Origin of the sequence: Sulfitobacter rhodophyticola, assembly GCF_041281685.2 — a bacterium.
Taxonomy (GTDB): domain Bacteria; phylum Pseudomonadota; class Alphaproteobacteria; order Rhodobacterales; family Rhodobacteraceae; genus Sulfitobacter.
Genome location: NZ_CP166251.2, coordinates 1,287,604 through 1,314,475, shown reverse-complemented (window position 1 = coordinate 1,314,475; position 26,872 = coordinate 1,287,604). Strand labels below are relative to the sequence as shown.

Below are 26,872 nucleotides of genomic sequence, written 5' to 3'. Positions count from 1 at the left end.
CGATGAGCAGCCCTGACACCAACCTCCGCAGCCGCCCCATCGTCGGGTTTGCCAAGTTCGGCCAGAACAACCGCGACATCGGGTTTGCGATTGGCGTGATGCTGATCCTGTCGGTGTTGTTTGTTCCGCTGCCGTCGTTCTTTCTGGATATCGGGTTTGCGATCTCCCTGTCGCTCGCCGTGCTGATCCTGATGGTTGCCCTATGGATTGGCGCCCCGTTGGAGTTCAACTCCTTCCCTACCCTTTTACTGGTTGTGACATTGTTAAGGCTCGCCCTGAACGTGGCTTCAACCAGATTGATCCTGTCGGAAGGTCATACCGGACCCGGTGCCGCAGGGGATGTGATCGAGGGCTTCTCACAATTCATGATGGGCGGTGATTTTATCATCGGGATCATCGTGTTCTCGATCCTTGTGATCATCAACTTCATCGTGATCACCAAAGGCTCCACCCGGATTGCGGAGGTTGCGGCGCGTTTCTCCCTCGATGCAATGCCTGGCAAGCAGATGGCGATTGATGCCGACCTTGCAGCAGGCGTGATCAATGACGAAGAGGCCAAGCAACGCCGCAAAACGCTGGAGGAAGAAAGCTCCTTCTTCGGGGCAATGGATGGTGCCTCCAAGTTCGTGCGGGGCGATGCGGTTGCAGGGCTGATCATCACGCTGATCAACATTTTTGGCGGCATTATGATCGGCATGATCAGCCACGGGTTGAGCATTGGTCAGGCTGCGAACAACTACACCGTTCTGACAATCGGCGATGGTCTGGTCACGCAGATCCCTGCGCTGATCGTCTCCCTCTCCGCGGGTCTGCTGGTCACGAAAGGCGGCACAAAGGGGGCCACGAATGAAGCGGTTCTGGGACAGCTCAGCAACTTCCCCAAGGCCCTTTATATGGCGGCAGGATTGACCTTCTGCATGGGGCTGCTGCCCGGCTTCCCGCTGATGATCTTTCTGCCCCTGTCCATCGGAACTGCGATCTTTGGCAACCTGATGCAGCGGCAATTTGCGGCGCGCGAGGCGATGCAACGGGCCGCCGAGATTGAGAAAGACACCAGCAGCAAGGAGGTCGAAGATCCGATCTCTGAAATGCTGAGGGTGGATGATGTGCGCCTCGATATGGGCGCAGGCCTCGTGCCAATGATCAACTCCGTCAACGCAGCGCTGCCCGGCAAGGTCAAAAGCCTGCGGTCCCTGTTTGTCAAGGACTACGGGTTTGTCCTGCCGCCCGTTCGGATCAAGGACGAAGGCGCGCTGCCAACGAATTCCTATGCAATAATTCTGCAAGGTGTTGAAGTTGCGCGGGGTGAAGTGCAACCGATGATGTCCATGGTCATCAACCCAACCGGAGAAGAGCTGGACTTGCACGGCAAGTTCACCAAGGAGCCCACATTTGGCCTTGATGCGATCTGGGTAGATGAAGCCCGCGCCTCCGAAGCGGAACTGATGGGCATGACAGTTGTCGATCCAGAAAGCGTGGTCACCACGCATCTGACCGAAGTGATCAAAGAGCACATGCCGGAGATCCTGACCTATTCGGCAACGCAGGAGTTGATCGAAGGACTGGACAAGGATTATCAAAAACTCCTCTCCGAGAGCGCGACCAACAGCCCGGCCGTGATGCTGCAGCACGTGTTGCAGTCGTTGTTGTCTGAACGTGTCTCCATCCGCAACCTGCCCAAGATCGTGGAAGCCGTCGCCGAAGCCACTGCCACAACCAAAAACATTCGTGCCGTGATCGAACACGCCCGTGGCAAGCTGTCTAAACAGATTTGCCAGTCGCTCGTCGATGAAAAGGGTTTTGTCCCCGTGATCACACTTGGCGCGGATTGGGATCGCGAACTGACCAGCACAATCAGCACCAACAATGGGGAAGAGACGTTCTTGATGCAGCCCTCCCGCGTGCAGGATTTTGTCCTCGCGGTGCGGCAGGAGATCCAGAAATACTCCGCCGTCGATGAATGGCCCGCCATTCTGGTGGCCCCTCAGGTCCGGCCATATGTCCGCTCCATCCTTGAGCGTGTCAGCCCGATGACCCAGGTCATTTCCCACAACGAAGTGCACCGGAAAGTCGCGTTGCGAACTGTTGGCAGCGTCGGGCAATAGCCGGTGTCGCTGGAAACCTACGTCACCTCCCTGTTCTTTTCGTACTTCGTCGTCTTCGCTCGTCTGGGAACCGCATTGATCTTCATGCCCGCCTTTGGAGAGACGCAGATCCCCGTGCGTGTCCGCCTGTCTTTCGCCCTTGTCCTATGCACCGCGCTGATGCCCGCCACACCTGTGCGGGACGTATTGCCGAGTGACCCGCTGACCATCGCGCTGATGGTCGGGACCGAAGCCACCATCGGCCTCTGGATCGGGCTGACAGCACGGATCCTTTTGTCTGCCTTGCAGTTCGCGGGCTATCAGGTTGGGCAAGTGTCTGGTCTGGCCAACGCCTTTGGCCCTTCATTTGGTGCGTTCGAGGGGGCAACAATGGTCGCGACCTTGCTGCTGGTCAGTGCCGTAGCAATGATTTTCGTCACAGACACCCACCACATCATCCTGCGCGCGCTGCTATCGAGCTATGACCTGTTTGTCCCCGGCCAACCATTGATGGTCGAAGACATGGCGCAGCAGATCATCAAAGCCGGCGCAAAGAGTCTGTACATCGGTACAGCCATTTCAGCGCCGTTCTTTGTGATGGGTGTCGTGTTGAACCTCGGCATGGGTCTGGCCAACAGAATGATGCCACAGCTGCCCGTCTTCTTTGTCGCAGCGTCACTGCTGATTGCAGCGGGCCTGTACATCCTCGCGGTTGCCATCCCATCAATCCTTGATTTCTATCTCATGGAGACGCGGGAATGGCTAATGATGTTTAGGTTCTGATCATGGCAGAGGACAACGACAGTACCGAAAAGACGTTAGAGCCGACTGAGAAGAAGTTGGCCGACGCACGCAAGAAAGGTGACACACCGTCTTCCAAAGAAGCCGGCACAATGGTGGTTGTCATCAGCATGCTGGCCATTGTTGCCTTTGTCCTGCCCCTGCAAGCGCCCAAGATCGCCAATGCCCTTGCCGCACTGATCGAACATGCGGGTGGGTTAGACGTGGCCACGGGGAATCCCGGTCTGACCCGGCTGGGGCAGATCATCAACGAGTTCGCCATCAGTACCGTCCTCGCCATCGCGCCGATCTTTGGCGCGTTGTTGTTGGGCGGGATGATCGGGGCGGTTCTTCAGGGCGAAACCGTCATCGCGTTTGAGCGGATCAAACCGAAGCTGTCTAAAATCTCGCTTAAGGAGGGGTTCAAACGCCTGTTCTCTGCCAATTCCGTGGTCGAGTTCGTCAAAAGTATCATCAAGGTCTTCGCCATCGGTGCGCTAGCCATCTGGTTCACCAAAGTCGCGGTTGAGGCGATCTGGCAGACAACAGGGTTTCTACCCGAGGCGCTTCCTGAATACCTCGTAACCTCTGCCAACAGATTGCTTATCGCAGCGTCGATCTTTGTTGTCCCCATCGCCATCGCCGACATCCTGTGGCGCCGGTTCGAATGGCGCAAAAAACTGCGAATGAGCCAAAAAGACGTCCGCGATGAACAAAAGGAAAGCGAAGGCTCCCCCGAGATACGTGGCAAACGGGCGCAGCGGCGGCGTGAGCTGTCCCAGCAACGCACCATTGCCGTGGTGCCGATCGCGGATGTGATCCTGACCAACCCTTCCCATTTTGCCATCGCGCTGAAATATGACCCGGAGAAGGACATGGCCCCAGTTTGCATCGCCAAAGGCGTCGACGCAGTGGCCCGCCGCATTCGGGAGATCGCGTTTGAACACGAGGTGCCGGTGATTGAGAACAAACCGCTCACCCGGCTGCTCTATGATCTGGTTGAAGTCGATCAGATCGTCCCCGGCGAACATTGGGAGATTATCGCTGAGATCATCAGCTTCGTCTTCGATCTGAAGAACAATAAACTGCGTCAAGCTCCTGCTGGATCAGTCCTGCGGACAGAACTTGATTGATCCCTATTACTTCAGCTTGATACCAACCAAATCCTGATCGCCTGGAAGTTGGGAGCGTTCAAAGATAATCTTTGACACCGCCCTTGCCCGCACCGGAGAGATCTTGGCGAGGATGGGTGCCGCGGTGCGGGGGTTCATCGTGCCAAAGATCATGATCGTTGTCTCAATATCCAGATCATCCATGATACGCGCCGCGTCGGCGGGCTTCATGTTGCTATAAAAGTCGATCAGCCGGTCAAGGTCTTCCGTCTGCGCGGCTTCAACGCGCGCCAGCATGTCCTCGATGGAACTATAAAGTTCTGTGAGGGAGGCCTTTTCGATTTCCAGTCGCTCACGGGCAAGAGCGATCTCCGCTTTGCGCTCCTCAAGCTCCTGTTGCTGTCGATAGACCAGATCACGTTCCCGCACCAAAGACCGCAGGACATCTTCGGGTGCTTCACATTGCCCGATGATCTCTGGCAGACCAGCGACCAGCGGGGGAACATCTTCTGGCTCTTCTTCATTTTCCTTGGGCTTTGTATCTGCGGCTTGAACGACCATCGCATCCTGCGGTGTCTCCGGATCATTGAACAACGGCAAGATGGGCAGCGACATGGCCGCTTTGGTGAAGACGGTCAAAGCCAACCCACCCAGGATCACTCTGCTGCTGAGCAATTTTAGCACTGATCAGACCCTCGATGTTGCGGGTGAGTTGTCAAAGAACTTGCGCACCAGATCTTCTTTGTCGCGCATCACCACAAGGCCGGGCCGCTCAACAGGTTGATCTGCTGCAGAATGCGCCACAGCAGCTGGACGACGGCCAGAGGAGAACGCCGCTTGCGGTGCGTGCTCTTCCTCCTGCTGGCGCTGCTTTTGCGGCAATGTCTCTGCCACTTTGATGTTCTCGCGCATCTGGTAGACAGAATGCTCCGACTTCTCCACCGCGCTGGAGAATTGCACCACCAGCGTTTCCATGTCCTTCAACGCGTTCATCAGGTACCGAACCTTGCGAGAGACGGTGTACCCATAGCCAATGCTGCCGATCAGCAGCACAATAATCACGACATCAATCAGTGTTGTCAGCATCTTCACCCACCTCCAGGTCCTGTAGTTTTTCCGTTATCTGAATGGCGACGTAGCCGTTCGTGCGCTTGCCCAAGGCAGCCTTGAACATCGGCTTGTACGCGCCCATCACTGTCGCGTCCGCACCCTCTTCGATGCACAGATCCACGATATCACCAGCCGACCACCCCATGATGGTCTGGATCGGCACTTCGATCTCGTTCAGCACAACCTCAAGATCCATATGCGCCATTTCGATCTGATCGGTCAGCAGATCCTTCCACCCATTGGACCCTTCACTCCGGTCCCCGAAATAGATCTTGCCCAGATGCGGGCGGATCGGCTCAAGCGCGTCATAAGGAATGACGACCTCAAACGCGCAAGCCTGCCCTGCAATGGCGACAGAAAACCGCATCCGTGCGCAAAGACTGTTGCTGTTGGCAACACTGGCGGCATCTGGATCCGTCTCTACCCTGTCCAATTCCAGTTCAGCGGAGCCAACGACAGACAGGCTGCGCTGCAATTCAAACAACGCGGCTTCGGCCAGACGCTGCCCAAACCGAAGTTCGATGGAGGTGAATTCGTCAGCCTCTTCAATAGTCAGCTGATTGGCTTTTCCGCCCAGCATCAACTCCATCGATGTAACCACCAGAGGCCGGTCGATCACCAGCAGAATTTCCCCCTCGAACGGATGGCCCGTCGCGACCGCAAGAACGGCTGGTGATGGAAGCCCTTCGATCACCTGCGCCATGGGCAGATAGTCCAACTGCTGAAACGAAGCTTCGCAAACTGCATAGGTCATGTCAGGCAGCATCACGGACAGATTAGCCACCAACCGCTCCCCGATGATATCGAGCATCGGCAAACGGTCAAAAGTGAAATCCGACAGACGAATGATCTCATCAATTAGACTGACGTTTTCCAGGTTGATACTCTGAGCAGAGAGGCGCTTGTTCACAACATCAATCCCTATTGCAAAATCAGTTCTTTGATCAGGATTTCTTGTGGCAGGTCATTCCCAACCGCAGCGCGTGCGCGTTTTAGCAGTTCAGCCTTGATGTAGAGGATGCCCGCCATCCCCTGCACATCAGACGCCGTCAGGCCGCGCAGATAAGCATTGAACAGATCCCGCATGAAAGGCTCGCGCTGCTCGATCAGCTCACTTGCACCGGGCTCTGTCCGGTAGGCCATGACGATGTTTACCTTTAGGAAGGATTTGATCGGCCTGCCGAAACTGTCAAAGCCGTCAACATTGGTGATCAGATCACCAAACTCCATCAACCCCTTCTCACCATCGTTCTTACCTTTGGCCTTGTCGTCCTTTTTGCCGTGACCATCATCCTTGTCCGCCTTTGCAAGGTCATCTCCGCCGCCATGGCCATCATCGGCGTAGTCGTCCTTGGCCTTGTGCTTGCCACCATGGTCATCACCGTGACCGTCGTCAGCCATCTTCTCCGTTTGCTCTTCGCCGTCCTTATATTCGACCTCAAAGGCCTCGCTGTCTTCGACGTAGGCCATGCGCGCCAAGAAAAAGCCGCCGCCAAGGGAAGCAATACACAGGCCAACAGCCATCAGGATCATCTTGCGGGAGCCGCCGGACTTCTTTTCCGCGTCGTCGCCATCGTCCTTGTTGGGTTTTGGATTCGCCTTGGGTTTCTTGGCCATGTCTCTACCGAAATGATCACCGAAGAATAATCCGCAAAAAAGGAAGAAAACGCAAGATTAGTTTTGATTAATACTTGCGTTTCTTCTTCCAAATGTGATGTATTGATTCAAATATCGGAAAGCACGGTGCAAGAATTGTTTGAGAACTTCAAGAATCTTGGGCGGCAAAGGTTACTTATCCTTGGCGGGACCACGTTCGGGGTCCTTCTGGCGATGTTGCTGGGGATTGGCGCGGTCACGCGTCCGGACTATGCGCCGATCTATTCGAACCTCTCCGTCTCCTCCGCCTCCTCGATTGAAGCCGCACTGACCTCTGCCGGATTCAATGTGCTGGTGGGGCCGGACGGCACCACCATTTCGGTCCCACAATCTGACAAGGCACGCGCGCGCATGGTTCTGGCGGAAACCGGGATGCCCATCGATGGCGATCCGGGTTGGGAACTGTTTGACCAACAGGGCGGGATGGCGATGAATTCCTTCCTGCAAAAGATCAACCGGGTCCGCGCCATGGAGGGCGAGCTTGCCCGGTCGATCCAGACGCTGGATGGGATTGCTTCCGCCCGCGTGCATCTGGTCCTGCCGGATCGGGAGCCGTTCACACGAGAAGCGCCGACGCCCCGCGCATCTGTCATCCTGCGCCCGCAGGCTGGCCGTGCTGTCAGCCGCAAGGAAGCGATTGCCGTGCGCAATCTGGTTGCTTCAGCCGTTGCCGAACTGGATCTGACCCGCGTGACCGTTCTGTCAGCCAGCGGAGAAACGATCCTGTCAGAAGACCCCGGCGGTCCGGGTCAGGGCAACATGCAGACCGCCAAATCCGCAATCGAAGACCGCCTCTCCCGCGAGATCGAGAACATCCTGACCGCCCGCGTTGGGGCGGGCAACGCGCGGGTGCACGTCAACGTCGAGTTGACCACACAGCGCGAAGTTATTGTGGAACAATCCTTCAACCCCGATCAGCAGGTTGTCCGCTCCACAGAAACCAAGACCGAGGATCAGACCGACACAGGTGAACAAGGCAATGTCGGCGTCGAAAACAACATTCCCGCCGCACTTGCCGATCCGGAGGGTGGATCCACCTCAAACCGCAGCGAAGCGGACGAAATCGTTCAATATGAGATCGGCAACACCCGCCGGGAAATCGTGCGGGAGGCAGGTGAAGTCCGCCGCATGACGGTCGCCGTTCTGGTGAACGGGATCTACGCCGTTGAGGATACCGCCGTAAACTATTCCGAGCGTACACCAGAAGAAATGGATCGGCTTGCGGAGCTGGTAAAATCCGCAGTCGGCTTTCAGGAATCACGCGGTGATACCATCTCTGTCGATAGCATGCGGTTCATGGATTACTCCATGGATTTGGGCAGCCCCATTGAGCAGAGCATGACAGACCGGCTGGCAGAAAGCGCCGTGCCCATCATCCGTGGCCTGCTGGCATTGCTGATTGTTGGTCTGGTGATGATCCTGGGCGTGCGCCCGCTGCTGAAGCGTTTGAACGAACCTGCCGCGATTGCGCAAGATGATGAGCCACCCGCACCGGCGCTGCCTGATGGCGAAACACCACCCGCCATCCCGCAACCTATGGGCCAGCCCTCTGAGCCTATGCCTGCGCCCCTCCCCGCAAGCACCTTCGCCCCGAACCAGCCCCCGATGTTCGAAGCAGAGGAGGTTGAATACATCCAGAAGCAGGGCATTCGCGGCAACCTGCACAAACGCAAGATCGACAACATTCAACAACTTGCAGATGACAAGCCGGATGAAGTTCTGCGCGTCCTGCGGTCCTGGCTTCGGGTTGAGGCAGAAGCATGACCGATCTGTTCCAGCGTAACTTTGACGCAGAACTGAATGGCCTTGTCAGTCACGTAGATACACCTTCCGCACGTTCAGATGTCGAGCTTCAGTTCTTGATCGAAGAAGCCCGCCGCGAAGGCGTGGAAATCGGCAAAGCCGAAGGGCGCCGGGAGGCCGAAGCCGCCTTTCAACAGACCCTGGCAACAAGCGCATCCCAGGAACGCGCCGCCATTCAGGAACAGCTGAAAATCCTGCTAAGCGAGGAAACATACACCCGCGCCCAGATGGAACGCGACATCATTGAGATGTTTCTTGGCATCTCTGAACGCCTGATCCCGGAACTTCTGGACCGCTACGGGCCCGATCTGGCGGTTGAGACCATTCGGCAGAGCATCGAACGCACGCGCAGCGCACAGGTTCTTACTGTGCGCGCCAGTCCTGAAGTCACAGACGTTCTGGCGCGGGAGAAGGTCGATTGGCTCTACGAGGATGCACGCGGTGTCGACATCAACATCGTCAGCGACACCAGCATGGTTCGTGGCGCCGTGGAGGTCGCATGGGATGGCGGGCGCCTTGAGTACAACCTTGAAGCCGCCTGCGATGCCATTTTCGAAGCTCTCCAGGATGCGGCTGATGCTTTGAACGAAACCCACAGTGAGGCGAAATAGATGGACGAAGCAAAACATGACGTCGCGGACGCTGATCAGGAACAGATGATCCCCGCCGGCAGTGCACCTGTGCCAAAGGACCCAAAGCAAGAAGCATCCGCCAAAGCAACCGGCACCGATGCCAAGAGTATGGATGCGATCTTTGGTGTCAAACTCAATGTGCGCGTCGTGCTAGGCACAAGCCGCATGCAGATCTCTGATCTGCTGAACCTAACCAAAGGTTCGGTAATTGAGCTGGACCGTCGCGTGGGCGAACCGGTTGAGATTATGATCAACGACCGTACCGTCGCCCGCGGCGATCTTGTTCGCGTTCAGGAAGACATGCTGGGCGTTGCCCTGCGCGAAATCATCAAAGACTTCGTTTCCGAAAGCTGAACCAGAATGCTGCGCCGTCCCCTTTTCCGGATTGCGGTATGGCTGCCTGTCGTGGCTGGGGTGTTGGTGCTGACCGCACAACCCGGTGTGGCGCAGGATCTGGATGTCGGCGGGCTGATCCGGGACCTGTCTTCGCAGTTTGGCGATGTAGAACCCGGAAGTGACGAAAGCGCGACGCTCTCCAGTCGGCTGATCCAGCTTTTTGCGATCATCACACTGCTCGGCGTGGCGCCGGGACTGTTGGTGGTGATGACCAGCTTCACCCGCTTTGTCATTGTCTTCTCCATGCTGCGCCTTGCGTTGGGATTGAACCAGACGCCGCCAAACATTGTGCTGAACGCGATGGCGATCTTCATGACGTTCTTTGTGATGCAACCGGTGTTTGAGGATGCGTGGGGTTCTGGCGTGAAGCCGTTGATGGACAATTCCATCACGGAAGAGCAGGCCGTCACGGCAATTTCCGAACCTTTCCGTACATTCATGTTGGTCAATACCCGCGATAAGGACCTGCAACTGTTCCAGGATATCGCCGCAGAAACCGATGCAACCCCGGCCGAAGCAGATGCCGAACCCAGCTGGCGCGTGCTGGTGCCTGCCTTCATGATCTCCGAACTGCGCCGGGCCTTCACAATTGGCTTCTTGATCTACCTGCCTTTTGTTGCAATCGACCTGATCGTCGCATCCGTTTTGATGAGCGCCGGTATGATGATGTTGCCGCCTGTTCTGGTGTCTTTGCCATTCAAAGTGATCTTCTTTGTGTTGATCGACGGCTGGTACATGCTGGCCGGATCGCTCATTCAATCCTATCTTTCGGGATAAAGGTCCAAATGGCGATATTCTTGTATTAACACAGCATAAAACAATCTATCCTTGCTAGCATAAACCCATAGGCAAATCACACCGCAATCCATGAACCAATTCGTTCCCTTCAAGAAGAACCGCCGCCTGACCGGCGCGCAGAAGTCAGCAATCCTGTTTCTGTGTATCGGAGAAGAGCGTGGCGGTGCGCTGATGCAGCAGTTGGACGTTGCGGAAATCCGCAAAATTACCTCTGCCATCACCACCATGGGCGAAATCGACGCTAAGGTTGTCGAAGACATCATGGAAGAATTCGACATCAAGGTGAATTCGCCCAGCGGCGTTTTCGGCAACATCGAAGCTGCAAAAGGGTTGCTTCAGAAGTTCCTGCCGGAAGAACGGGTGACAGAAATCCTCGCCGAAATTGACGGTCATACCACGGACAACGTTTGGGACGACGTTTCGAAACTGGACGAAAAACAACTGACAGAAATCCTGCGCAAGGAACGCAATCAAACCGTTGCGGTTATCCTTGCGCGCATCAGTTCAGACGCAGCCGCAAAAGTGCTCCCGCTTTTGGGGCCGGAACGTGCAGCCGAAGTTGTGGCGCGCGTGATGGAGATTGAGAGCCTGCCTACTGACGCGATCAGCAACATCGAAAACTCCCTGCGGGACGATGTCCTTGGCAAAGTTGGGCGCGGGTCCGAAGGGCGTGTCGAGGGGCAATTGGTTTCGATCTTCAACAAGTTGGATGAGGATCTGTTCACCAGCATCTCCCGCGATCTGGAACAACGCGATCCAGAGCGGTTCGGTGCAATCAAGCAAAAGATGTTCGTCTTTGATGATCTGATGAAATTCAAGGAAAACATGCTCGCCAAGATCATGCGCGAAGTGGGCGGCACTACCCTGCCTCTGGCGTTGAGAGGCGCAAAAAAGGAGGTGCGGGAGCATTTCCTCGGCTCCCTACCCTCCCGATCCCGTGACATGTTGCAGGAAGAGATGGATCAGATGGGGCCGGTCCGGTCGAAGGACGTCAGACAAGCACAATCCGAACTGGTCGAAGCCGCATTGCGACTGCTCGCTGATGGTACTGTCGAACTGCCTCTGGAAGATGAGGATCTACTTGAGGACTAGGCGTCAGCGGTAGAGTGATGCCGCTGAAAACATGACCGAGGGCACATTCAATGCAATCGGAACGAATTGGGCGCCGAAACTTGCAGAGCTCAGAATGTTCAGCGCAGCACTTGATGCCAGCGCCTGCTGCGGGTTCTGAACCTCCGACAACGCGATAAACCGAGAGACCAGGTTCTCCCGCACTTCCGGATCAGACAGTGTTTCAAGGTCGAACTTCTCTGCCATGCGGCGTTGTTGAACTTCAACGTCCAGACCCGACAATTCCGACGGCAGCCCCAGGGCAATCTGAAAAAACTGCGTCAATTCAGGGTTCCGCAGAACCTGAAACCAGTTCTCAAGGTCTTCGGCTGCATCCCGAAATTCCAAAACGCGACCCACGGCAACGTTCTCGGCCTCATATCCGGAAATGAATTGGCGGTTATAGAAACGGTTAACGATGTCTTCGGTAAACTCTTCGGTCGTAAAATCAGGCGTTTGCGGACCTTCGGTTGTGGTGAACCCCAGGGCCAGGTGCATCTCGCGAAAACGAATGTCTGTAAGCCGGTTCAGCAAGGACGATGGCTCTTCGGGATCACTTTCAAGGATTTTCCGGATCATGCCCTTGCCAAATATCTGGTCTTCAAGATCGAAGGCGCGCATCACAAAGCTGTAGACTTCGAAGTCAGCGATCAGTTCTTCGGGCGTGGTGATGCTGCCAATCCGCTCGCGGAAGGCTTCCTCACCACGCTGATTCTGGGCATCATTGCGCAGCAGGTCCATCTGGCGGTCCCGCGTTGCATCGACAACGCGCAACGCAAGTTGCCCACCAAGTCCCGATACACTGATCATCGCCCTGCTCCTTACTCCGCAGCTGTTACGACCTGCCGGCTGTTGAGCATGTCAAACAGCTTGCCTTCGTAATCCATCAACGGCCGCAGGGCCCGCATCGCCTTGTAAAAGTCTTCATGCGACACGTGAGACGCGGCTTCGAAGATGTGCTGAGACATTTCATCATGAAAAATGGGAACAAGCTGCCCGAGTTTTTTCTGAATGATCGGAATAAGCTTCTCTCTGACATGACTGTCGAGGAGTGCTGTCTGAATGAAAAAGTAGACTTCCTTACAAGGGGTACGCGCTTCTGAATCGTTCAGAAGATCGCGCTGGCGCACAATGTCGCCTTGGCTTTCGATCAGAATGGTCTGGCGTCGATCAGAATTTCGGATTACGCACCCGTTGATCAAAACCACTTCGTTGGGTTTTAGCGTAAGATTAAGTGGCATATCGAACTACTCCACCGCGCTGTAGGCTTGACCAGCAAGCCCATCAATAATGCTCCGGTTGACGTCAATCAGCGGGCGGATGTTCTTGCCCCCTGACATGACACCTTGCGAGTGGTTCTCTACCCAGAATGCCAAAGACACCAACGCACTGCGCAGTGTTTCTGGCAAGCCATTCTCTGTTTCAAGGAGATCGGATTTGAAGGTCATCCAGACCATCTGGTTTTTCCAGACAGTGTGGCGCAATCCATTCGCCAAAAACTCCAGCCGCTCAATCCGGCGGTCGCTTTTGTCAAATTCTTCGAACTTCTGTTCGAGTTCGGCCGTCACTTGCACAAGAATGCGACGCTCAATCTGTCTTGGCGCCTCCGTGTGCGAGATCGTCCGCTTGTACGCGGTTACGCTCATTCTTGTCACCTGTATGTTTTTTCTGCCTCGCAGCAGACATTACAGAGACCCGGTTAACGCTCGTTTAACGATTCTTAATAAAGGGATAATGAGAGCAAATTCGGTCGCTTCACACGTAAGAGTTGCCAAAGCGCAACATACCGCATCGCTAGATTAGGTTATAACACCCTGATCTTACTAAATATTACAGAAATCGATTCTTTTGAAATAATTGCGTCAGTTGATTGTGGGTTGTTGAAGGGGGCGGCCTGTTGCTGTCGCCGAAATTAAGGGTTTAGGAAGGTCACCAGACGTTTTGGTTCCTGAATTCATCATCGAAAGCTCAAGCAGGATACGGCCAACGGCCCGTCCCAACTCTTCTGTGGATCCTCGCGTTTCAACGGGGCTGCTGTTGCGTTCAACTAAGACCACAGTCGTCTCGTCGATCTCAATTCCCATTTCTTCCAATAGTACGTCAGCTAGGCTGGCACCGGGGAGGACTTCATATCCTCCGTAGCTGACAAAAGGCTCGGATGCTGCGGTAGAGGACGTATCATCCAGAGACAAAACCGGAACAGAAAGCAAAGACGTCAACAGATACGAAATCGGGGACCCGTTAAGATTGGTCCGCTCTTCCAGAACGTCACTCCATATCCGCTCAAGTAGGGTATCCATTGTCTGATAGTCCTTTCTTTTTTGATTCCTTAGCGCGCGTATAGCCCGCCCCTTACAATCACAGGTTAGTAACTGGTTAAGCTAAGGGAAACGAAAGAATTGTTAATTATTGGATTCCTCCCAATGTTCGCGAGGATAGGCCTCTGCTCAGCTACTACGGGTGGCCTGAGCCAATCCGCGCCGTAACTTCCCGGTATTTATGTCAATTTTAAGGCAACATCTTGTGGTAAGGAGAATTCTTTTTTCATTATGTTGTTGTGTGCCCGAGATGTGGGGAAGTTATCCACCGCGCGCGTTTACAAAACTGCGATTAGGTCAACGATCTAAACGAATCGTGTTTTTGCTACCCGTGGTAGGCCAATGCGGAATCACAGGTAGTTGGGGATCTAGCGGAAAGCTGGATCAGTCATCCACGGAAGCGAACAGATCGGAACCGTTCGTCGACAGGCGATACCCACGCGATCGAATGGTTGAAACCGTCAGGTTTGATCCAAACGCAGCAAGCAGTTTCTTGCGAATACTCGCCATATGGACATCGAATTTCCGATCACCATGCCGCCAGGGGCGCGCGTCCAGCGCCAAGCTCAGGTCATCCCGCGTCACGATACGGCCGTCATTTGCCATCAGGATACGGACAATCTGTGCTTCGGCCGTCGTCAAATCCGCGATGTCCGCTACAAAAGACTCGGCTTCCCAATCGGTAGACAAATCGATTGTCGAGGATGAATCCCACATATGGCATAGATGGTGCCGCAACCTCAGCGCGATCTCTTTTAGGTCGGTCGGCCAATGTACGACGTCCGCGGCGCCAGCCTCATACATCTGTGCGCCAAGACTTGGAAGATCCTTTAGCACGGCAATGACGAGCGTCGGCAACCCTTTGTTCCGCGCAACCGACACTTGCGACAACGCAGATTGATTGTGAGGATCGGCATAGACGAAAAAAACATCTGGCACGGTTGCGAAATACGGCTCCACATCCACAAATGCATTGTCTGTTTCCGTGACAACCTGGCATTCAAACTGCAACACCACCCTCAACAAGTAGCCTAGCGACGTCACAACCGCCGAATCATGCGATAGAATCACACAAGAACACTTACAAGGATTCACAGACATAATACTGGCCAAACAAGGAGGCTCTTTTCAGAGAATTCTAACATGAGACACTCAGAATTAATCAAAGATCAGACATCCGCAGCCAAAGGATATCCATGACTATAATGTTTACCAACTAGTTTAAAATGATAAATTTATTGGCTAATGTCCAATACTTCTGTGACCTACCCGCAATCCCTCCCAAAGAGCCACGCCTTTGCCCATTCGTTTACAAAAATTTAAACTTGCTCGGCTATCTATGGTTTTGAGTAAAGCAGAAAGCTTGACCAAGTATAAATTGAGTTAGCAGACAAAATGGCATCTACAAACCACTCGAACACATCACGAAAAATCGCCTTTGAAGCAGCAGTTCGGCTCGATACGCTCGTGCGTCAGGAGGCACTCGATCCCTACTCCCGCGCAATTTTGGAAAGTGCTCATTCTTTCCTTCAGGAGATAGACTTAATCGGACGGCCCGAAGAACCACGCGGCGACCAAGACAAGAGCGCAAAGGGTCAGTTCTGCAAATTTCTGTCGTGACAAAATCAAGGGCCCGTCCAACGCGGGAACCATCGATCTTGGCAAATGGAAGCGCTTTTCCGCTAAACATGCGCGTCATGGTCGAATTTTCGCCGATACAACAACTAACAAGCCTTTCTTCTTGTCATTGAGGATTATAGTTCCAATAATCGGCTGAATACATGGATAGCGCATATCTTATGGTGCTCTTGTTTGTGTTTCGCACTTGCAGTTGAACGAGGAAGTCTTATGAGAAGTATTGCTCAGCCAGCGATGTCAGATGCGATGATACGTATTGTATCCGCCTATGCGTCTCGGGAAAGCGCGACAGTCAAGGATATCCTCGACCTCATCCGAAGCCTCGATGGACATGTTGATCAGGATACCGGCAGTCCCACGTTGATCGACATTGCAGCTGGGGCGCAGTCCGCAAAACCCCTTACCATTATACCCGCTGTCCCGATTGAGGATTCTGTCACGGATGAAACCGTGGTTTGCCTGTGCTGCGGTCGGTCATTCACCATGTTGAAACGACACCTGAAAGCGGAACATGGGCTCACGGAAGAACAATATCGCCTAAATTTTGGTCTTCCCGAAGATCACCCGCTTGTTGCCCCCAACTATTCTGTCCGTAAGGCAGAATATGCCAAACGTATCGGTCTGGGCCGATACTCCCGCGCTGATGGCGTGACCGAAACGGACAGTTCCTCCGCCTGAAGAGCGTGTCACACTAAAATCACAATCCAGCCCTCCAACAAACGCAATCCATCGCAATAAGTTGCCCAAACCGGTGCTGCAGAAGCGCGCCGAATGAACGATCGATAAATTCGACGGACATGAGGCAGAGCAGATGGCAGCAGCAGAGCAGCCGAAGATTTTCAAGAAGGTCGAAGTCATTGAGGGCGGCGGTCACCATGGTGGTGGCTGGAAAGTTGCCTATGCGGACTTCATGACCGCGATGATGGCGTTCTTCCTCTTGATGTGGATTCTGGCCAGCTCTGACGAGCAGGCGCTGAAGGGGATCGCACAATACTTTACCGATGCAACGCTTCCTGGCGGCAGTGGCGTCCTTGATGGCGCAACCATCGGACCGCCGGGCACCCTCTCTGCGTCCAATGGATCTATCGTGGCGCGCGGCTCAGAGCTGGGCGCGATTGACGATCCGACGCCTGCAACCTGGGAAATTCGCGACGTCACACCAGATGATGAGCCAAATGATGCAGCAGCGACCAGCCATGATGGCGTAAAACAGGCACCGTCCGCTGGTAGCACGCAGGAAATAGACGAAAAGATCGAAGACGCGATTGAAGGCATGTCCGGTTCCGCCGCGGGCCAGTCAGAGGACAGCATTGATGGTGCAGAATCGCTTCATGCCGCCGATGACGCCAAGTTCGAAGAGCTTCAGAACGAGATTTTGCAAGCCATTCAGGCCAGCCCTGAGCTGGATCAATTGCAGCAAAGCGTGATTTTTGAGGAAACCCCCGAAGGCCTGCATATCCAGATCATCGATCAGGAAGGGCAGCCAATGTTCCAGAGCGGGCGCGCCGAAATGATTAGCAGCACAGAAGAACTGATGACCAATCTTGGTGAATCGCTCGCCGATCTGCAAAACAAGATCGTCATTTCAGGCCACACTGACGCCGTCCCATTCGCCGACAGCACCGCCTATGACAACTGGGATCTGTCGTCAGACCGGGCAAATGCGACGCGCCGGGTGTTTCTGGGGACCGGCGTTACGCAAGACCGCATTGTGCGCGTGTCTGGCCTTGCCGATACTGATTTGCTGGTACCAGACGACCCAAAAGACCCGTCAAACCGCCGCATCTCCATCATGGTGCAGTACAACACTCCTGAAAACATCGGTACGGTGGCTGATGAAGGTTCAACGATGGGAACAGAAGAACCGGCAGCCGCTACTGAAGCGCGGCCAGTTGATACAATACCGGAAAAGGTGGTCTTGGCTGAGCCTTACGTGAAAAACGAAACCGCTCCCGCTGTCATACCGACCGCAGACAAGGAGGTCTTTATTAACCTCCGAAACGCGCTCCGCTAAGCGAAAGGTTATCCAGTTAATGCTGCAAAGGCCACCTTCCGCACAGATGCGAACTTCGCACGCTTTGCATTCTCGGCAGAGCGGCGCAGGAAGTCTGGTACAACCGGTTGGCGACCGGTTTTGCTCAACACCTCCCGAACTTCATCGCTCGGTGGTGCGTCTACCGAAGGCGCGTCATTGCCAAGCATCCGCAGCGGGTCCAACCCTTCCTCTAGCGCATAGGTGTAGTTCACCGTGTAATCATGCGCCTCTTCCAGGATGTCGGGATTGCAGCTTACCAAGGCCATTAACCGGCGTTCATCCGAATAGAGGAACTGCCGCGTTTCAAATCCGTCAACGCGAGGGACAAAAAGCGTCTGCTCCGTTGGCCAGCCGAGCACAGCAGTCAGATCTCTGGCAATGGCGGGACGTTCCTGCCGGTGAAACACCACCATGGAACAATCGCCGGACGGGTCTAGACAGACAGCAAGACAGATATCTTGGGGCCAGGAAGCGAAGATGTGCTTCACGTCCGTACCGTCCACCAAAACAACGAGCCTACTACCTGACTTATCCATGTTGTCACGCCCCCAAACCAACATCTGATTGCATTTTAGTCCCAAATACCAAAATTAGAAGCGGTTTTTCATTTGCAAGTTGATTTTTATGCTTCAGCTACACAAGATTACCGAAAAACGAGCAGAAAAAGCAAGAGTAGCAGGAAACACCGAAGATGACGATTCTTATTGGATTTGCCGTCGTAATGGGCATGGTTTTTGGCGGCTATATGCTGTCAGGCGGCGAGATGGGCATCATCATGCACGCCTTGCCTTTCGAAGGTATGATGATCGGCGGCGCGGCCCTTGGTTCCTTCATCGCAGCGAACTCCTTTGCCAATATTCTGGGCGCAGGCAAGTCGTTGCTAAAGGCTTTCAAAGGCCCCAAGTGGAAAAGCAATGACTACATTGATCTGCTAAACCTGATGTTCACTCTGGCAAAGATTTACCGGACAGACGGTATGCTCGCCTTGGATGAACATATTGAAAATCCGTCGGAAAGCTCGCTCTTTTCTGAGTATCCGAGGATTCAGAAAGACCACTTTGCAATCGATCTGATCACCGACAGCTTCCGTCTGCTGGCGCTGCAGTTTGACGACCCCTACCAATTCGAGGACGTGATCAACCGCAAGCTCAAAAAGCACCACCACGAAGCACTGGTCGCCCCGCATGGTCTGACCGTTGTGGGTGACGCACTTCCGGCAATCGGAATTGTTGCGGCCGTTTTGGGCGTGATTAAAACTATGGCCTCCATCGACAAACCCCCTGCCGTTCTGGGTCTGATGATCGGCGGCGCGCTGGTGGGGACTTTCCTTGGCGTTTTCCTTGCCTATCTTTTCGTCGCACCCATTGCGAACCGGCTGGAGGCCATTGAGGAGCAGGACGGTATTTTCTACGCTGTCATTCGCGACATCTTTATTGCGATCCTGCACGACCACTCGCCCGCGATCTGTACAGAGATCGGGCGCGGCTCTATCCCAACGCTGTTGCAGCCTTCTTTCTATGAAATGGAAGAAGCACGGCAGTCCATACCTCAGGCGGCGTAACCTATGTCTTCAACCCGACGGCTCGCATCTCTCAATCTGGTCCACCGGGTGAAAACCCATACGCTTGAAACCATCGGTGCCGAACTGTCTGAGCTGCGCGCCCAGCAGGCGGATATTTCGGCAGAGCAATCCTTCTTGTCAAAGCAAGTGGCTTTCGAGGTGGCAAACACCAGCTCGGAGAGCTACGCCTTCCTGTCCGGCTACCTCCAATCAGCGGACAATCGCCAGCAACACCTTGCAGCACAGCTCGCTGAGCTGGAGGACCGGGCAAGCGCGATAGAGGGACAGCTCCTTGACGCTTTCAGAGACGTCAAGACGAATGAAGCCGTGAAAAGCCAGACCGTTCGGGAGATCAAGCAACACTCGGAACGGAGCGACGTTCAGGAGTTGGATGACGCGAACCGCGCGCTCTATCTGCTTAAAGTCAGGCCCCATTAATCCTGCGGGCGCATGTTTGACGCGATCTCAGTGGCGTGCGCCGCTTGCAAACAGATCCACTGTTCGCAGCACGGCCTAAACCACTGATATTTAGTGAAGTTTGCGCTGACGATGCAGGATTAATGTGTCCTGGCTCTAAGAAATCCGGCAAGACCTGAAGCAGCGGGCCCGCAACAGAACCATCGCATTCTCTGGCTTGTGTGTGAACCTACCGTAATGGGTATGGCCAGCAGCCTTGTCTGATCTGTGGTGTCAGAACGCACGACGCACGCTGCGTCCTGCGCTACTTGAGAATTTCGATACCACACCGGCAGCGGAGTTTGCGGCCTCATGACGTTGAACGAATACCGTCAGCGGCCAGCTTTCGGGGAAACCGCCGCCCTTTATCGGTGCAAGCAGTGTGACAGACGCATCGTTCATCACGCCATACTTCGCGATAGCATCTGCCTTTTGGGCCATCCCAACATCTTTTGAAAAGACATGGTTCGCCACCGCACGTTTGTTCTGCTTTTTCAGAATCTCTGCCAATTCATAGTCATCCGTCACACTCAGCACTGACATCTTTTCAGCGCGCTTGCTCACGATCAGATCGTCGCAATCCGCGATCCAGGCTTCAAGCACATCAGACGCGGTGATAAACGCCCCCTTCGGCCCTTTAGGATTGGACATCTCCACAATCGCGATTTCACTATTCTCCATTTCGCCGTTTTCAAGCAGTTGGGACAAAAGTCCCCGATCCTTGATGTTGATCCAGTTGAGCACAGAGGAATTGCCCATCACACCTTTCCCGTTTGCGACGTGCTGCGCGGTGATGTTGTTCTGCTCTACCTTAACGCCGGCAGCTGTATCACCCAGCTTTGCAACCAGACGATCAATCGCTGCCTTCGGAATGGTAGACGCTGCACGAACCTCCTCGGGCACCATCTGAACCGCGTTTGTCGAAGGCAGGATATCACCGTTGGCTGTGCGTGGGATCGGGATCACCTCGTCGCCGTCTACTTTTGGCAGATCCACAAAGAACTCTGACCCTTCGCCTTCAACACTATCGAAGTGCACATCGCCTTGATGGTTCTCGACGATCAATTTGACGATGGACAGGCCCAGACCGGTACCGCCTTTTGCCCGTGTGTCAGAGCTGTCGGCCTGCGTGAATTTATCGAAAATCTGCGCCTGTGCGGCTTCTGGAATGCCACTGCCGGTATCTCGGATGCTGATCCGCAACCTGTCTTCCATTTCTTCCAGCCCAACATAGACAACTTCGCCCTTCTCCGAAAATTTCGCGGCGTTCGACATCAGGTTGTCCAACACCTGCGTCAGACGCATCCGATCCCCGAACGTGATGTAGTTTGTCCCACCGGGTTTTTCCGCGCGCGCAACCGTGACGCCAAGCGTGTCGGCATAGTACTGGTTGGATTCCAGCGCCGTTTCCACAAGTTCGCTCAGGTCAAAGTTGGCCATCGTGAATGTCATCTTGCCTGCTTCGATCTTTTCAAGGTCCAGAATGTCGTTGATCAGCGTTATCAAGCGGTCGCAATTGGTGGATGCGATGCCCACCAGCCCTTTCATCTTTTCCGGAACATCCCCAACCATGCCAGATGTCACCAGGCCAAATGCACCTTTCATAGAGGTCAGCGGCGTGCGCAGCTCATGGCTGATGGTTGCGATGAACTCCGACTTGGCCTTTTCGATCAACTTGCGCTCAGATATGTCGCGATAGATCGCAATCAGCCGTGGTTCGTCATCTTCGGGCTGGACGTATTCAAGGCTGATCTCAAACGTCACATCGTTCTTGGCTTCGGCTTCCCACGTCACGCGCCGCTGCGGCCCTTCGATCACCGCTTCACAGCAAAGCGTCAGCGACTCGTAGTCTTGCGCAGTTATGAAGTCTTTGGCGGTCTTGCCCTTCCAGTCGATCCCGAACCGATTCCAGAACAAGGTGTTGGATGCCGCGACATTTGCATAGAGGATTTCCAGCGTCTCGGGCCGCAGAACAACAACCTGATCCTTCGACAACTCCAGCGCATTGTTGAACCGCTCCTCCGAAACACCTGAACGGGTTTCAGTGACATCGGAGGCAACGATTGCGATCTCGCTCAATTTGTCAGAGGCGCTGGTGACAGGGATAAAGGTACACTGAACCCAAGCGGCACTGCCATCACCTTTGGTCAGCTGCAACGCCCCTTGCCACGGTACACAGGCATGCATCGATTTCATGATCTCTTTGTCAAGCTGCTCATGTTCTGATTCCCGCAGGATTTCCGTCAGCGGCTGTTTCACCAGCCCCGTCCGATCACGGCCCAGCGTATCCAGCATCCTTTGATTTACATGAGAGATACTGCCGTCCTGCGTCAGCATGCAAAAGACCGTATGGTCTTCTACCGCATTGCGGTAAAACTGCTTTGAGCGAACCTCGGACTTCAGAACATCCTTGCGCGCTTCGGCCAGTTTCGCATTGCGGCGCAGTTCAAACACGAGGAACGCCATTGAGAACGCCAGCGCGCCACCAAGGCCAATGAACGGCCATCTGTAGGCGTTGAAAATCCGCGTTGCCGCCTGGCGCAGATGGTTCTCATAAGGACGTGCGCGCAATGAGATCAGCAACTCATGCACGGCCTGATAGTTTTGCGGGGCTTGCCAGACCTTTCCGCCCGTCGATTGCACTTCGGGGCTTGAGACATCCAGATCAAGGTAGGTGTTGATGACATGGGCCAAAGCCTCTTCCGGCACATTTGGCATCGCGGCCAGAGCCCAATCGGGATAAAGCGGCGTGCTGACCATGAACGGGTAATCGACATGGGACATCGGCGCGATAGCGCGGAATTTCGCCAGGTCGACGACACCAGTTGCCGCGAGCCGTTCCAGCAGACCTGCGCGGATAACACCTGCATCCACCAAGCCTTCTTGCACGGCATAAACAACTTCCCGCTGGTTCCCGCCGGAGAACATCAAATCAGACAAGGCATTTGACGGCTCCATCCGGTACTTGCGAAATTCCTGTTTGGCGACTTTCCAACCCGTGAGTTCATTCTCATCTACGGCCATCAAACTCTTGCCGCGAAGATCTTCGACGGACCGGATAGCGCTGTCAGCGCGGGTGAAGATCAGCGCACCGGTCTGATCATAACTCCGCCCTTCCCACATGTGCGCCATGGACAGAATGGCCCGCACCCCTTCTTCGACCTCAGCGGCAACAAAAGATGCGGGATCTCCCACAAAGATATCGATCCGGCCATCCGATAGATATTCCAGAAACGCGGTATCCGCGATCGGCGTCATGCTGAAGCGGTATGGCACACCTTGAGCGGCGGCGCTTTCATTCAGGACCGCCACCATAGGCAACCAATCCTCCAGCGTCCGGGTCACACCTTCTTCTGACATGATGCCGAACTGGATGTTCTCAACCGTCTGCGTCTCAGTGGTTTGGGCCATCGGTAACGTCACAAAGAACGCTGTCGCGACAACTTGCAAAAGCAATCGCGGCAACCACTCTGCCGACGTACTTATGATGGACCGGGACAACATTTCAGATTAGGCAGCCGCCAGTCTTTCCTCGATCTGGTCGAGTAGAAGCACAAGGTACGCTTCAACGTTTTCGGTATCCAGCGGACCCTTGGCCTCGATCACCAGATCTGCCTGCTCTTCAAGTTTTGCCGCAATCTGCCCAAGCTCCGCAAATCCAAAACAGCCGGCCTGACCATGCAGCTTGTGCGCAATATTGCGGATGCCGGTCACGGGCTCTTTTGAATCCTCATTCTCGTACAGATTGTCCAGCAATCCATCGAGTTCGGACACACGTTCGGGCAGCTGCTCAATAAACTTGTCGCGGATGCGCGCAATTCCGGCTTCCAACGACTGTGCGGCTTCGTCACTCTTGGCGAATTCACTCATTTTAGTTTCCAACCTCATGTCTTCAGATTTTCAGCCGTTGGCCCGACTTTTGTTCTTTTTGAAATTCCTGCATCAGGGGGATTGGCGCTTCGCCAGCCCCCCTTTGCCGCAGCTTGTCTTCGGTGTCTGTATCCTCTGCCAAAGCCCGCGCCGCTTGGTCGGCGTCGCAGGGGTCAGAGGGGGTTTGCTAAACTGCATCACAAACAGCTTCGACAACTTGGCTGATCTCTCACCATACTGCTTTTTCATCTTTTGTAGGGCGCGGTCAGCGAATTGCGGATCACCCGCCAGCGAACGAAGCTTTAGCGTTTCATAGGGATGAACTTCAACAAGCCCCTCACGGCGTAGGCCCCGCTGCCAGAGCCGATCCCCCATGCGCAGCGCATCTGCCAGCTCACTTTGCAGGACCTCAGGCGCAAGGGCGCGTTGGGCGTCACACAGACACAGGAACTGCCCATCCCCAAGGTAGGAGACAACGGCCTGTGTCCCGATCAGGGATTCAAAAAGGATCTCCGCCACATCGCCCAGGGCTGTTTCGAAGTCCGCTGGTGGCAGCCGATCAAACAGGTCGCGCAACACGCCTACTTTGATCGCCACAGCGATCGCCGAAAACGCGCCTTGGGCCTGTACCACTCTGGCATAGTTCAGCAGCGCCTGCCGGTCGACAAACCCGCTGATCTTGCGGTTGAGGATCTTGGGGTCTCCGAATGTCCGCGCGACGGGTGCAGGGACTTTGCCAGTGGTGGGGAGAACCGTGGCAGGCTGTTCCGCGCGGCGCACTTGCGCGATAAGCGCCCGAACATCAAAGGGTTTTGTCGTATAGTCGGTCGCGCCCGCAACAAACGCAGATTCGATATACGTCTTGTCGGTCATGGCGGTGATCATGATGATCGGCGTCTTCGCATACCCCGGCAAGGCACGCACCTGACGGCACAGCTCAATCCCGTCCAGCACAGGCATCTGCACATCCAGCAGCAGAAAATCAAACCGCTGCGGGCTTTTCTCAATCGCACGCAGGGCTTCCGCGCCATTGGACGTAAGAACAATATCCTCGAAGCCGTAGGCCACGAAAATCTCAACCAACAGATCAAGAATGATCGGATCGTCGTCCGCGATCAGCAGTTTCATGGATGCTCCGGCCTCTTGCCGAAAATACCCCTGCCGAAAACTCTGGCGAGGTACGTTACGTTCGCCTTCTGGCGAAAGTGCCGCAGCGCAAAAGCGGCGGACTTCGGACTTTTTCCATCCCCATGGGTACGCGACCAATTAGATTTGTTCAACAAATCCTTCTGACTGCCTGCGTTTTGTTTCCCAAATGCAGACAATGCTGCAACACTCAGGGTCAAAGGTCCTTTAATAAAGGCCTTTCAGTTCTTGCTAAACCTTCAGGGCCTTGATCATCTTCTTGGCCTCCTTGCGCCCGCTGTTCAAGGCCCCATCCACCAATGCAGACCGTGATCTCCCCATCGCTTCACCAGCGAAAAAGAGCTTCTCTGCGACCGGTCTTGCCAGTTTCTTGTGTACTCCATGCGTGCCGGGGCGGATCGCGGCATGGGCGCCATGATTCAGCGGATTCGTCGCCCAATCCGTGGCAAACCCTTTGATGAAGTGCTTGCGCACAGAGCTGTCGACTTGTTTCATCATCACGTTCAGCGCGAAGGAAACCGTTGCATCCGACCTGTCCCGCGACAGCTCGCACCCAAAGGCCCCGCCGATGTTGACAAGAACGTAGTCATACCCGAAGGGCCAGGAGATCAGGAAACACGCCTGTGTCGGAGAGCTATCCGGGATGTCATAACTCAAGCTGCTACGCGGTAAACGGTCTGATCCGATCCAGCCCATTTTGAAACACCCGAACGACATCATTCTGGAAACCGAGCGGCGCTTCGGCGATGAGCTATCCGTCGGTTGGTCATCGGGACGATTACCCATGCCGCACGTGCAACAGCCCGCTTCGTCCTGTGTGGATGGCGTCTGCCTTGCAAGGAAAAAATGTGTTGATTGCGCGGTTGGTCAGTACAGTCCTGTGTCCGGCCTTTGATCGCGGTTTCGATATTTACCGCTGGCCTTGATGGGTTCCGCTAACCTGCTCCCAATCGGCGACGCGAACCGGTGAGTTCAGGACAAAGCACGGGATTTCAGGTTTTCGGATGACCGCACAGGCCATCATGACATTCCTCTTGCAATTCGGTTTTGTTCGGTTCCTTCTATGCCGCTGCTTGGCGGTAGTAGGTATCTTTGGTGAGGATCGCCCAAATGATCCTGGCCGCCTTGTTCGCCATAGCAATCGTTGCGAGGCGGACGGGTTTGCATTCAAGAAGCTGCATGATCCAAGGATGTGCACGCTCTGGGTATCCACAGGCACGCTGAACTTGAGAGGTCATGCCGATCACGAGCAATCGTCGAAGGTATCTGTCTCCCTTCTTGCCGATGCGGCCTAGGCGCTCTTTGCTCCCGCTCGACTTGCTCAGCGGCGTAAGTCCCAACCAAGCGGCAAACTCGCGTCCATTCTTGAACTGCTTGCCGTCGCCGATGGTGGCTACAATGGCCGAGGCGGTGATGGGGCCGACGCCGGGCACCGTTCTTATCCGTTTGGCGCGTTCATCAATCCGGGAATGATACTCGATCAGCTTGTCATAGAAGGTCACACGCTCATCGAGAGCAATGACCTGTTCGCAGAGCGTCTTGAGCATGCTCTTGGCCACATCAGGCATTCCCAGGCAGTGATCCGTCTGGAACGTCTTGATGAAGCGCATTGCGGCGACTGGTCCATTCCCGATCACATGACCAAACTCACGAAGAAGACACGAATCACATTCAACATTTGTGTTTTCTGGCGGACGATAAGCTGGCGTACCCGATGGATCGTCAGTAGGGCCTGCTGTTCCTTCGACTTCACAGCAACAAATCGCATGGTCGGTCGCGTGACGGCTTCACATATCGCCTCTGCATCAACAGCGTCTGTCTTGCCGCATTTCACGTATGGCTTAACGTAGGTGGCAGGCATCAACCGCACATCATGACCGATCGCAGTCAGCTCACGCGCCCAATGACGCGCAGATCCGCAGGCCTCAATACCAACCAGACAACTCGGCAGCGTTTCGAAGAACTTGAGCAATTGTCGCCGCCGGATCGAACGATTGAAGGCAACTGTGCCGTCACCGGTGATACCGTGAACTTGGAAAACGTCCTTCCCAAGATCCAATCCTATTGTCGTAACTTCCATGGTGGAGCTCGATTCCTAGCTGATGAAAACATCTGTACTATGCCGCATTGCGCGGCAGTTGGGTGCAGACGCCATCCACTACATCCGCGTTGCAGTCATTGGGTCAGCCCAAAATGCTGCACCTCGCATGAATGGAAGCTTCCGGGAAGATGGGCGTATCGGTTTGCCAGTAGCCTAATGTCCGGTTAGGGTCGAAAGCCATTACATTTCAGTGGGAAAGTGGCGCCTCAAGAGGAGCTCGAACCCCCGACCTCGTCCTTACGAAGGGCCTGCTCTATCAGCTGTGC

General features: G+C 54.8%; 26 protein-coding genes and 1 pseudogene. 12 read left to right on the top strand and 15 right to left on the bottom strand.

Annotated features, from left to right (window positions below):
• The first annotated feature begins 2 nt into the window (after positions 1-2).
• From flhA to AB4X18_RS07410, 3 genes are read left to right on the top strand one after another with little or no spacing between them, the layout of a single operon-like run.
• The gene (flhA, locus tag AB4X18_RS07420; RefSeq protein WP_370399488.1) at positions 3-2,105 is read left to right on the top strand and encodes a flagellar biosynthesis protein FlhA; all 2,103 of its coding nucleotides are present in this window, start codon (positions 3-5) and stop codon (positions 2,103-2,105) included.
• A 3-nt stretch (positions 2,106-2,108) separates the two neighbouring features.
• Positions 2,109-2,867, top strand: a complete 759-nt coding sequence (locus AB4X18_RS07415; RefSeq protein WP_370399487.1) for a flagellar biosynthetic protein FliR — start codon at positions 2,109-2,111, stop codon at positions 2,865-2,867.
• A 2-nt stretch (positions 2,868-2,869) separates the two neighbouring features.
• Positions 2,870-3,997, top strand: a complete 1,128-nt coding sequence (locus tag AB4X18_RS07410; protein ID WP_370399486.1) for an EscU/YscU/HrcU family type III secretion system export apparatus switch protein — start codon at positions 2,870-2,872, stop codon at positions 3,995-3,997.
• A 6-nt stretch (positions 3,998-4,003) separates the two neighbouring features.
• Here AB4X18_RS07410 and AB4X18_RS07405 read toward each other — a convergent pair whose 3' ends face one another.
• The 4 genes from AB4X18_RS07405 to AB4X18_RS07390 all read right to left on the bottom strand — a co-directional run bounded on the left by AB4X18_RS07405 (position 4,004) and on the right by AB4X18_RS07390 (position 6,610).
• Positions 4,004-4,591 (bottom strand): MotE family protein, encoded by a 588-nt coding sequence (locus tag AB4X18_RS07405; RefSeq protein ID WP_432817247.1) that lies wholly within the window; start codon positions 4,589-4,591, stop codon positions 4,004-4,006.
• A gap of 72 nt (positions 4,592-4,663) precedes the next feature.
• A complete protein-coding gene (locus AB4X18_RS07400; RefSeq protein ID WP_370399484.1) occupies positions 4,664-5,062 on the bottom strand; it encodes a flagellar motor switch protein in 399 nt (132 codons plus the stop codon).
• Positions 5,043-5,996, bottom strand: a complete 954-nt coding sequence (locus AB4X18_RS07395; protein ID WP_370399483.1) for a flagellar motor switch protein FliM — start codon at positions 5,994-5,996, stop codon at positions 5,043-5,045. Before AB4X18_RS07395 ends, AB4X18_RS07400 begins: the two co-directional genes overlap by 20 nt.
• Before the next feature lie 11 nt (positions 5,997-6,007).
• On the bottom strand, positions 6,008-6,610 hold the full coding sequence (locus AB4X18_RS07390) for a flagellar basal body-associated FliL family protein (protein ID WP_432817246.1): 603 nt from the start codon (positions 6,608-6,610) through the stop codon (positions 6,008-6,010).
• 219 nt (positions 6,611-6,829) lie between these two features.
• On the opposite strand from AB4X18_RS07390, the gene fliF reads away from it, so the two are divergent.
• The 5 genes from fliF to AB4X18_RS07365 all read left to right on the top strand — a co-directional run bounded on the left by fliF (position 6,830) and on the right by AB4X18_RS07365 (position 11,463).
• Positions 6,830-8,506: a flagellar basal-body MS-ring/collar protein FliF gene (gene fliF, locus AB4X18_RS07385; RefSeq protein ID WP_370399481.1), complete on the top strand. Its 1,677-nt coding sequence runs from the start codon at positions 6,830-6,832 to the stop codon at positions 8,504-8,506.
• Positions 8,503-9,156, top strand: coding sequence for a FliH/SctL family protein (locus AB4X18_RS07380; RefSeq protein WP_370399480.1), 654 nt, complete (start codon positions 8,503-8,505; stop codon positions 9,154-9,156). The genes fliF and AB4X18_RS07380 overlap by 4 nt, the downstream gene beginning before the upstream one ends.
• A gap of 45 nt (positions 9,157-9,201) precedes the next feature.
• Complete coding sequence (locus AB4X18_RS07375; RefSeq protein WP_432817245.1) at positions 9,202-9,531, top strand: FliM/FliN family flagellar motor switch protein; 330 nt, start codon at positions 9,202-9,204, stop codon at positions 9,529-9,531.
• Positions 9,532-9,537: 6 nt separating this feature from the next.
• A complete protein-coding gene (fliP, locus tag AB4X18_RS07370; RefSeq protein WP_370399478.1) occupies positions 9,538-10,350 on the top strand; it encodes a flagellar type III secretion system pore protein FliP in 813 nt (270 codons plus the stop codon).
• A 90-nt stretch (positions 10,351-10,440) separates the two neighbouring features.
• Positions 10,441-11,463 (top strand): flagellar motor switch protein FliG, encoded by a 1,023-nt coding sequence (locus AB4X18_RS07365; protein WP_432817244.1) that lies wholly within the window; start codon positions 10,441-10,443, stop codon positions 11,461-11,463.
• A 3-nt stretch (positions 11,464-11,466) separates the two neighbouring features.
• Here AB4X18_RS07365 and AB4X18_RS07360 read toward each other — a convergent pair whose 3' ends face one another.
• The 5 genes from AB4X18_RS07360 to AB4X18_RS07340 form a co-directional block, all read right to left on the bottom strand.
• Positions 11,467-12,291: a DUF1217 domain-containing protein gene (locus tag AB4X18_RS07360; RefSeq protein ID WP_432817243.1), complete on the bottom strand. Its 825-nt coding sequence runs from the start codon at positions 12,289-12,291 to the stop codon at positions 11,467-11,469.
• Positions 12,292-12,302: 11 nt separating this feature from the next.
• Positions 12,303-12,722, bottom strand: a complete 420-nt coding sequence (locus AB4X18_RS07355; RefSeq protein ID WP_432817242.1) for a flagellar biosynthesis repressor FlbT — start codon at positions 12,720-12,722, stop codon at positions 12,303-12,305.
• Between the two features lie 6 nt (positions 12,723-12,728).
• On the bottom strand, positions 12,729-13,127 hold the full coding sequence (locus AB4X18_RS07350) for a flagellar biosynthesis regulator FlaF (protein ID WP_370399476.1): 399 nt from the start codon (positions 13,125-13,127) through the stop codon (positions 12,729-12,731).
• A 216-nt stretch (positions 13,128-13,343) separates the two neighbouring features.
• Positions 13,344-13,781 carry a hypothetical protein gene (locus AB4X18_RS07345; protein WP_370399475.1) on the bottom strand — a complete coding sequence of 146 codons (438 nt, stop codon included), beginning with the start codon at positions 13,779-13,781 and terminating at the stop codon, positions 13,344-13,346.
• A 402-nt stretch (positions 13,782-14,183) separates the two neighbouring features.
• Positions 14,184-14,813: a winged helix-turn-helix domain-containing protein gene (locus AB4X18_RS07340; protein WP_370399474.1), complete on the bottom strand. Its 630-nt coding sequence runs from the start codon at positions 14,811-14,813 to the stop codon at positions 14,184-14,186.
• Positions 14,814-15,647: 834 nt separating this feature from the next.
• Here AB4X18_RS07340 and AB4X18_RS07335 point away from each other — a divergent pair.
• Together AB4X18_RS07335 and AB4X18_RS07330 are read left to right on the top strand one after the other, a co-directional pair.
• The gene (locus AB4X18_RS07335) at positions 15,648-16,115 is read left to right on the top strand and encodes a MucR family transcriptional regulator (RefSeq protein ID WP_432817241.1); all 468 of its coding nucleotides are present in this window, start codon (positions 15,648-15,650) and stop codon (positions 16,113-16,115) included.
• 133 nt (positions 16,116-16,248) lie between these two features.
• Positions 16,249-17,451, top strand: a complete 1,203-nt coding sequence (locus AB4X18_RS07330; protein ID WP_370399471.1) for a flagellar motor protein MotB — start codon at positions 16,249-16,251, stop codon at positions 17,449-17,451.
• A gap of 8 nt (positions 17,452-17,459) precedes the next feature.
• Here the strand turns inward: AB4X18_RS07330 and AB4X18_RS07325 are convergent, their stop codons facing one another.
• A complete protein-coding gene (locus tag AB4X18_RS07325) occupies positions 17,460-18,008 on the bottom strand; it encodes a flagellar motor protein (protein ID WP_370399470.1) in 549 nt (182 codons plus the stop codon).
• Positions 18,009-18,163: 155 nt separating this feature from the next.
• Here AB4X18_RS07325 and motA point away from each other — a divergent pair, with 155 nt between their 5' ends.
• Both motA and AB4X18_RS07315 read left to right on the top strand, forming a co-directional pair.
• Positions 18,164-19,033: a flagellar motor stator protein MotA gene (gene motA, locus AB4X18_RS07320; protein WP_370399469.1), complete on the top strand. Its 870-nt coding sequence runs from the start codon at positions 18,164-18,166 to the stop codon at positions 19,031-19,033.
• A 3-nt stretch (positions 19,034-19,036) separates the two neighbouring features.
• Complete coding sequence (locus AB4X18_RS07315) at positions 19,037-19,471, top strand: hypothetical protein (RefSeq protein WP_370399468.1); 435 nt, start codon at positions 19,037-19,039, stop codon at positions 19,469-19,471.
• A 252-nt stretch (positions 19,472-19,723) separates the two neighbouring features.
• Here the strand turns inward: AB4X18_RS07315 and AB4X18_RS07310 are convergent, their stop codons facing one another.
• The 5 genes and pseudogenes from AB4X18_RS07310 to AB4X18_RS07290 all read right to left on the bottom strand — a co-directional run bounded on the left by AB4X18_RS07310 (position 19,724) and on the right by AB4X18_RS07290 (position 26,585).
• Complete coding sequence (locus AB4X18_RS07310; protein WP_432817240.1) at positions 19,724-22,900, bottom strand: PhnD/SsuA/transferrin family substrate-binding protein; 3,177 nt, start codon at positions 22,898-22,900, stop codon at positions 19,724-19,726.
• A gap of 99 nt (positions 22,901-22,999) precedes the next feature.
• Positions 23,000-23,359 (bottom strand): Hpt domain-containing protein, encoded by a 360-nt coding sequence (locus tag AB4X18_RS07305; protein WP_370399465.1) that lies wholly within the window; start codon positions 23,357-23,359, stop codon positions 23,000-23,002.
• Between the two features lie 72 nt (positions 23,360-23,431).
• A complete protein-coding gene (locus AB4X18_RS07300) occupies positions 23,432-24,487 on the bottom strand; it encodes a response regulator (protein WP_432817239.1) in 1,056 nt (351 codons plus the stop codon).
• A 249-nt stretch (positions 24,488-24,736) separates the two neighbouring features.
• Positions 24,737-25,162, bottom strand: coding sequence for an FAD-dependent oxidoreductase (locus tag AB4X18_RS07295; protein ID WP_370399463.1), 426 nt, complete (start codon positions 25,160-25,162; stop codon positions 24,737-24,739).
• A gap of 404 nt (positions 25,163-25,566) precedes the next feature.
• A pseudogene (locus tag AB4X18_RS07290) lies at positions 25,567-26,585 on the bottom strand (IS110 family transposase).
• Between the last annotated feature and the right edge of the window lie 287 nt (positions 26,586-26,872).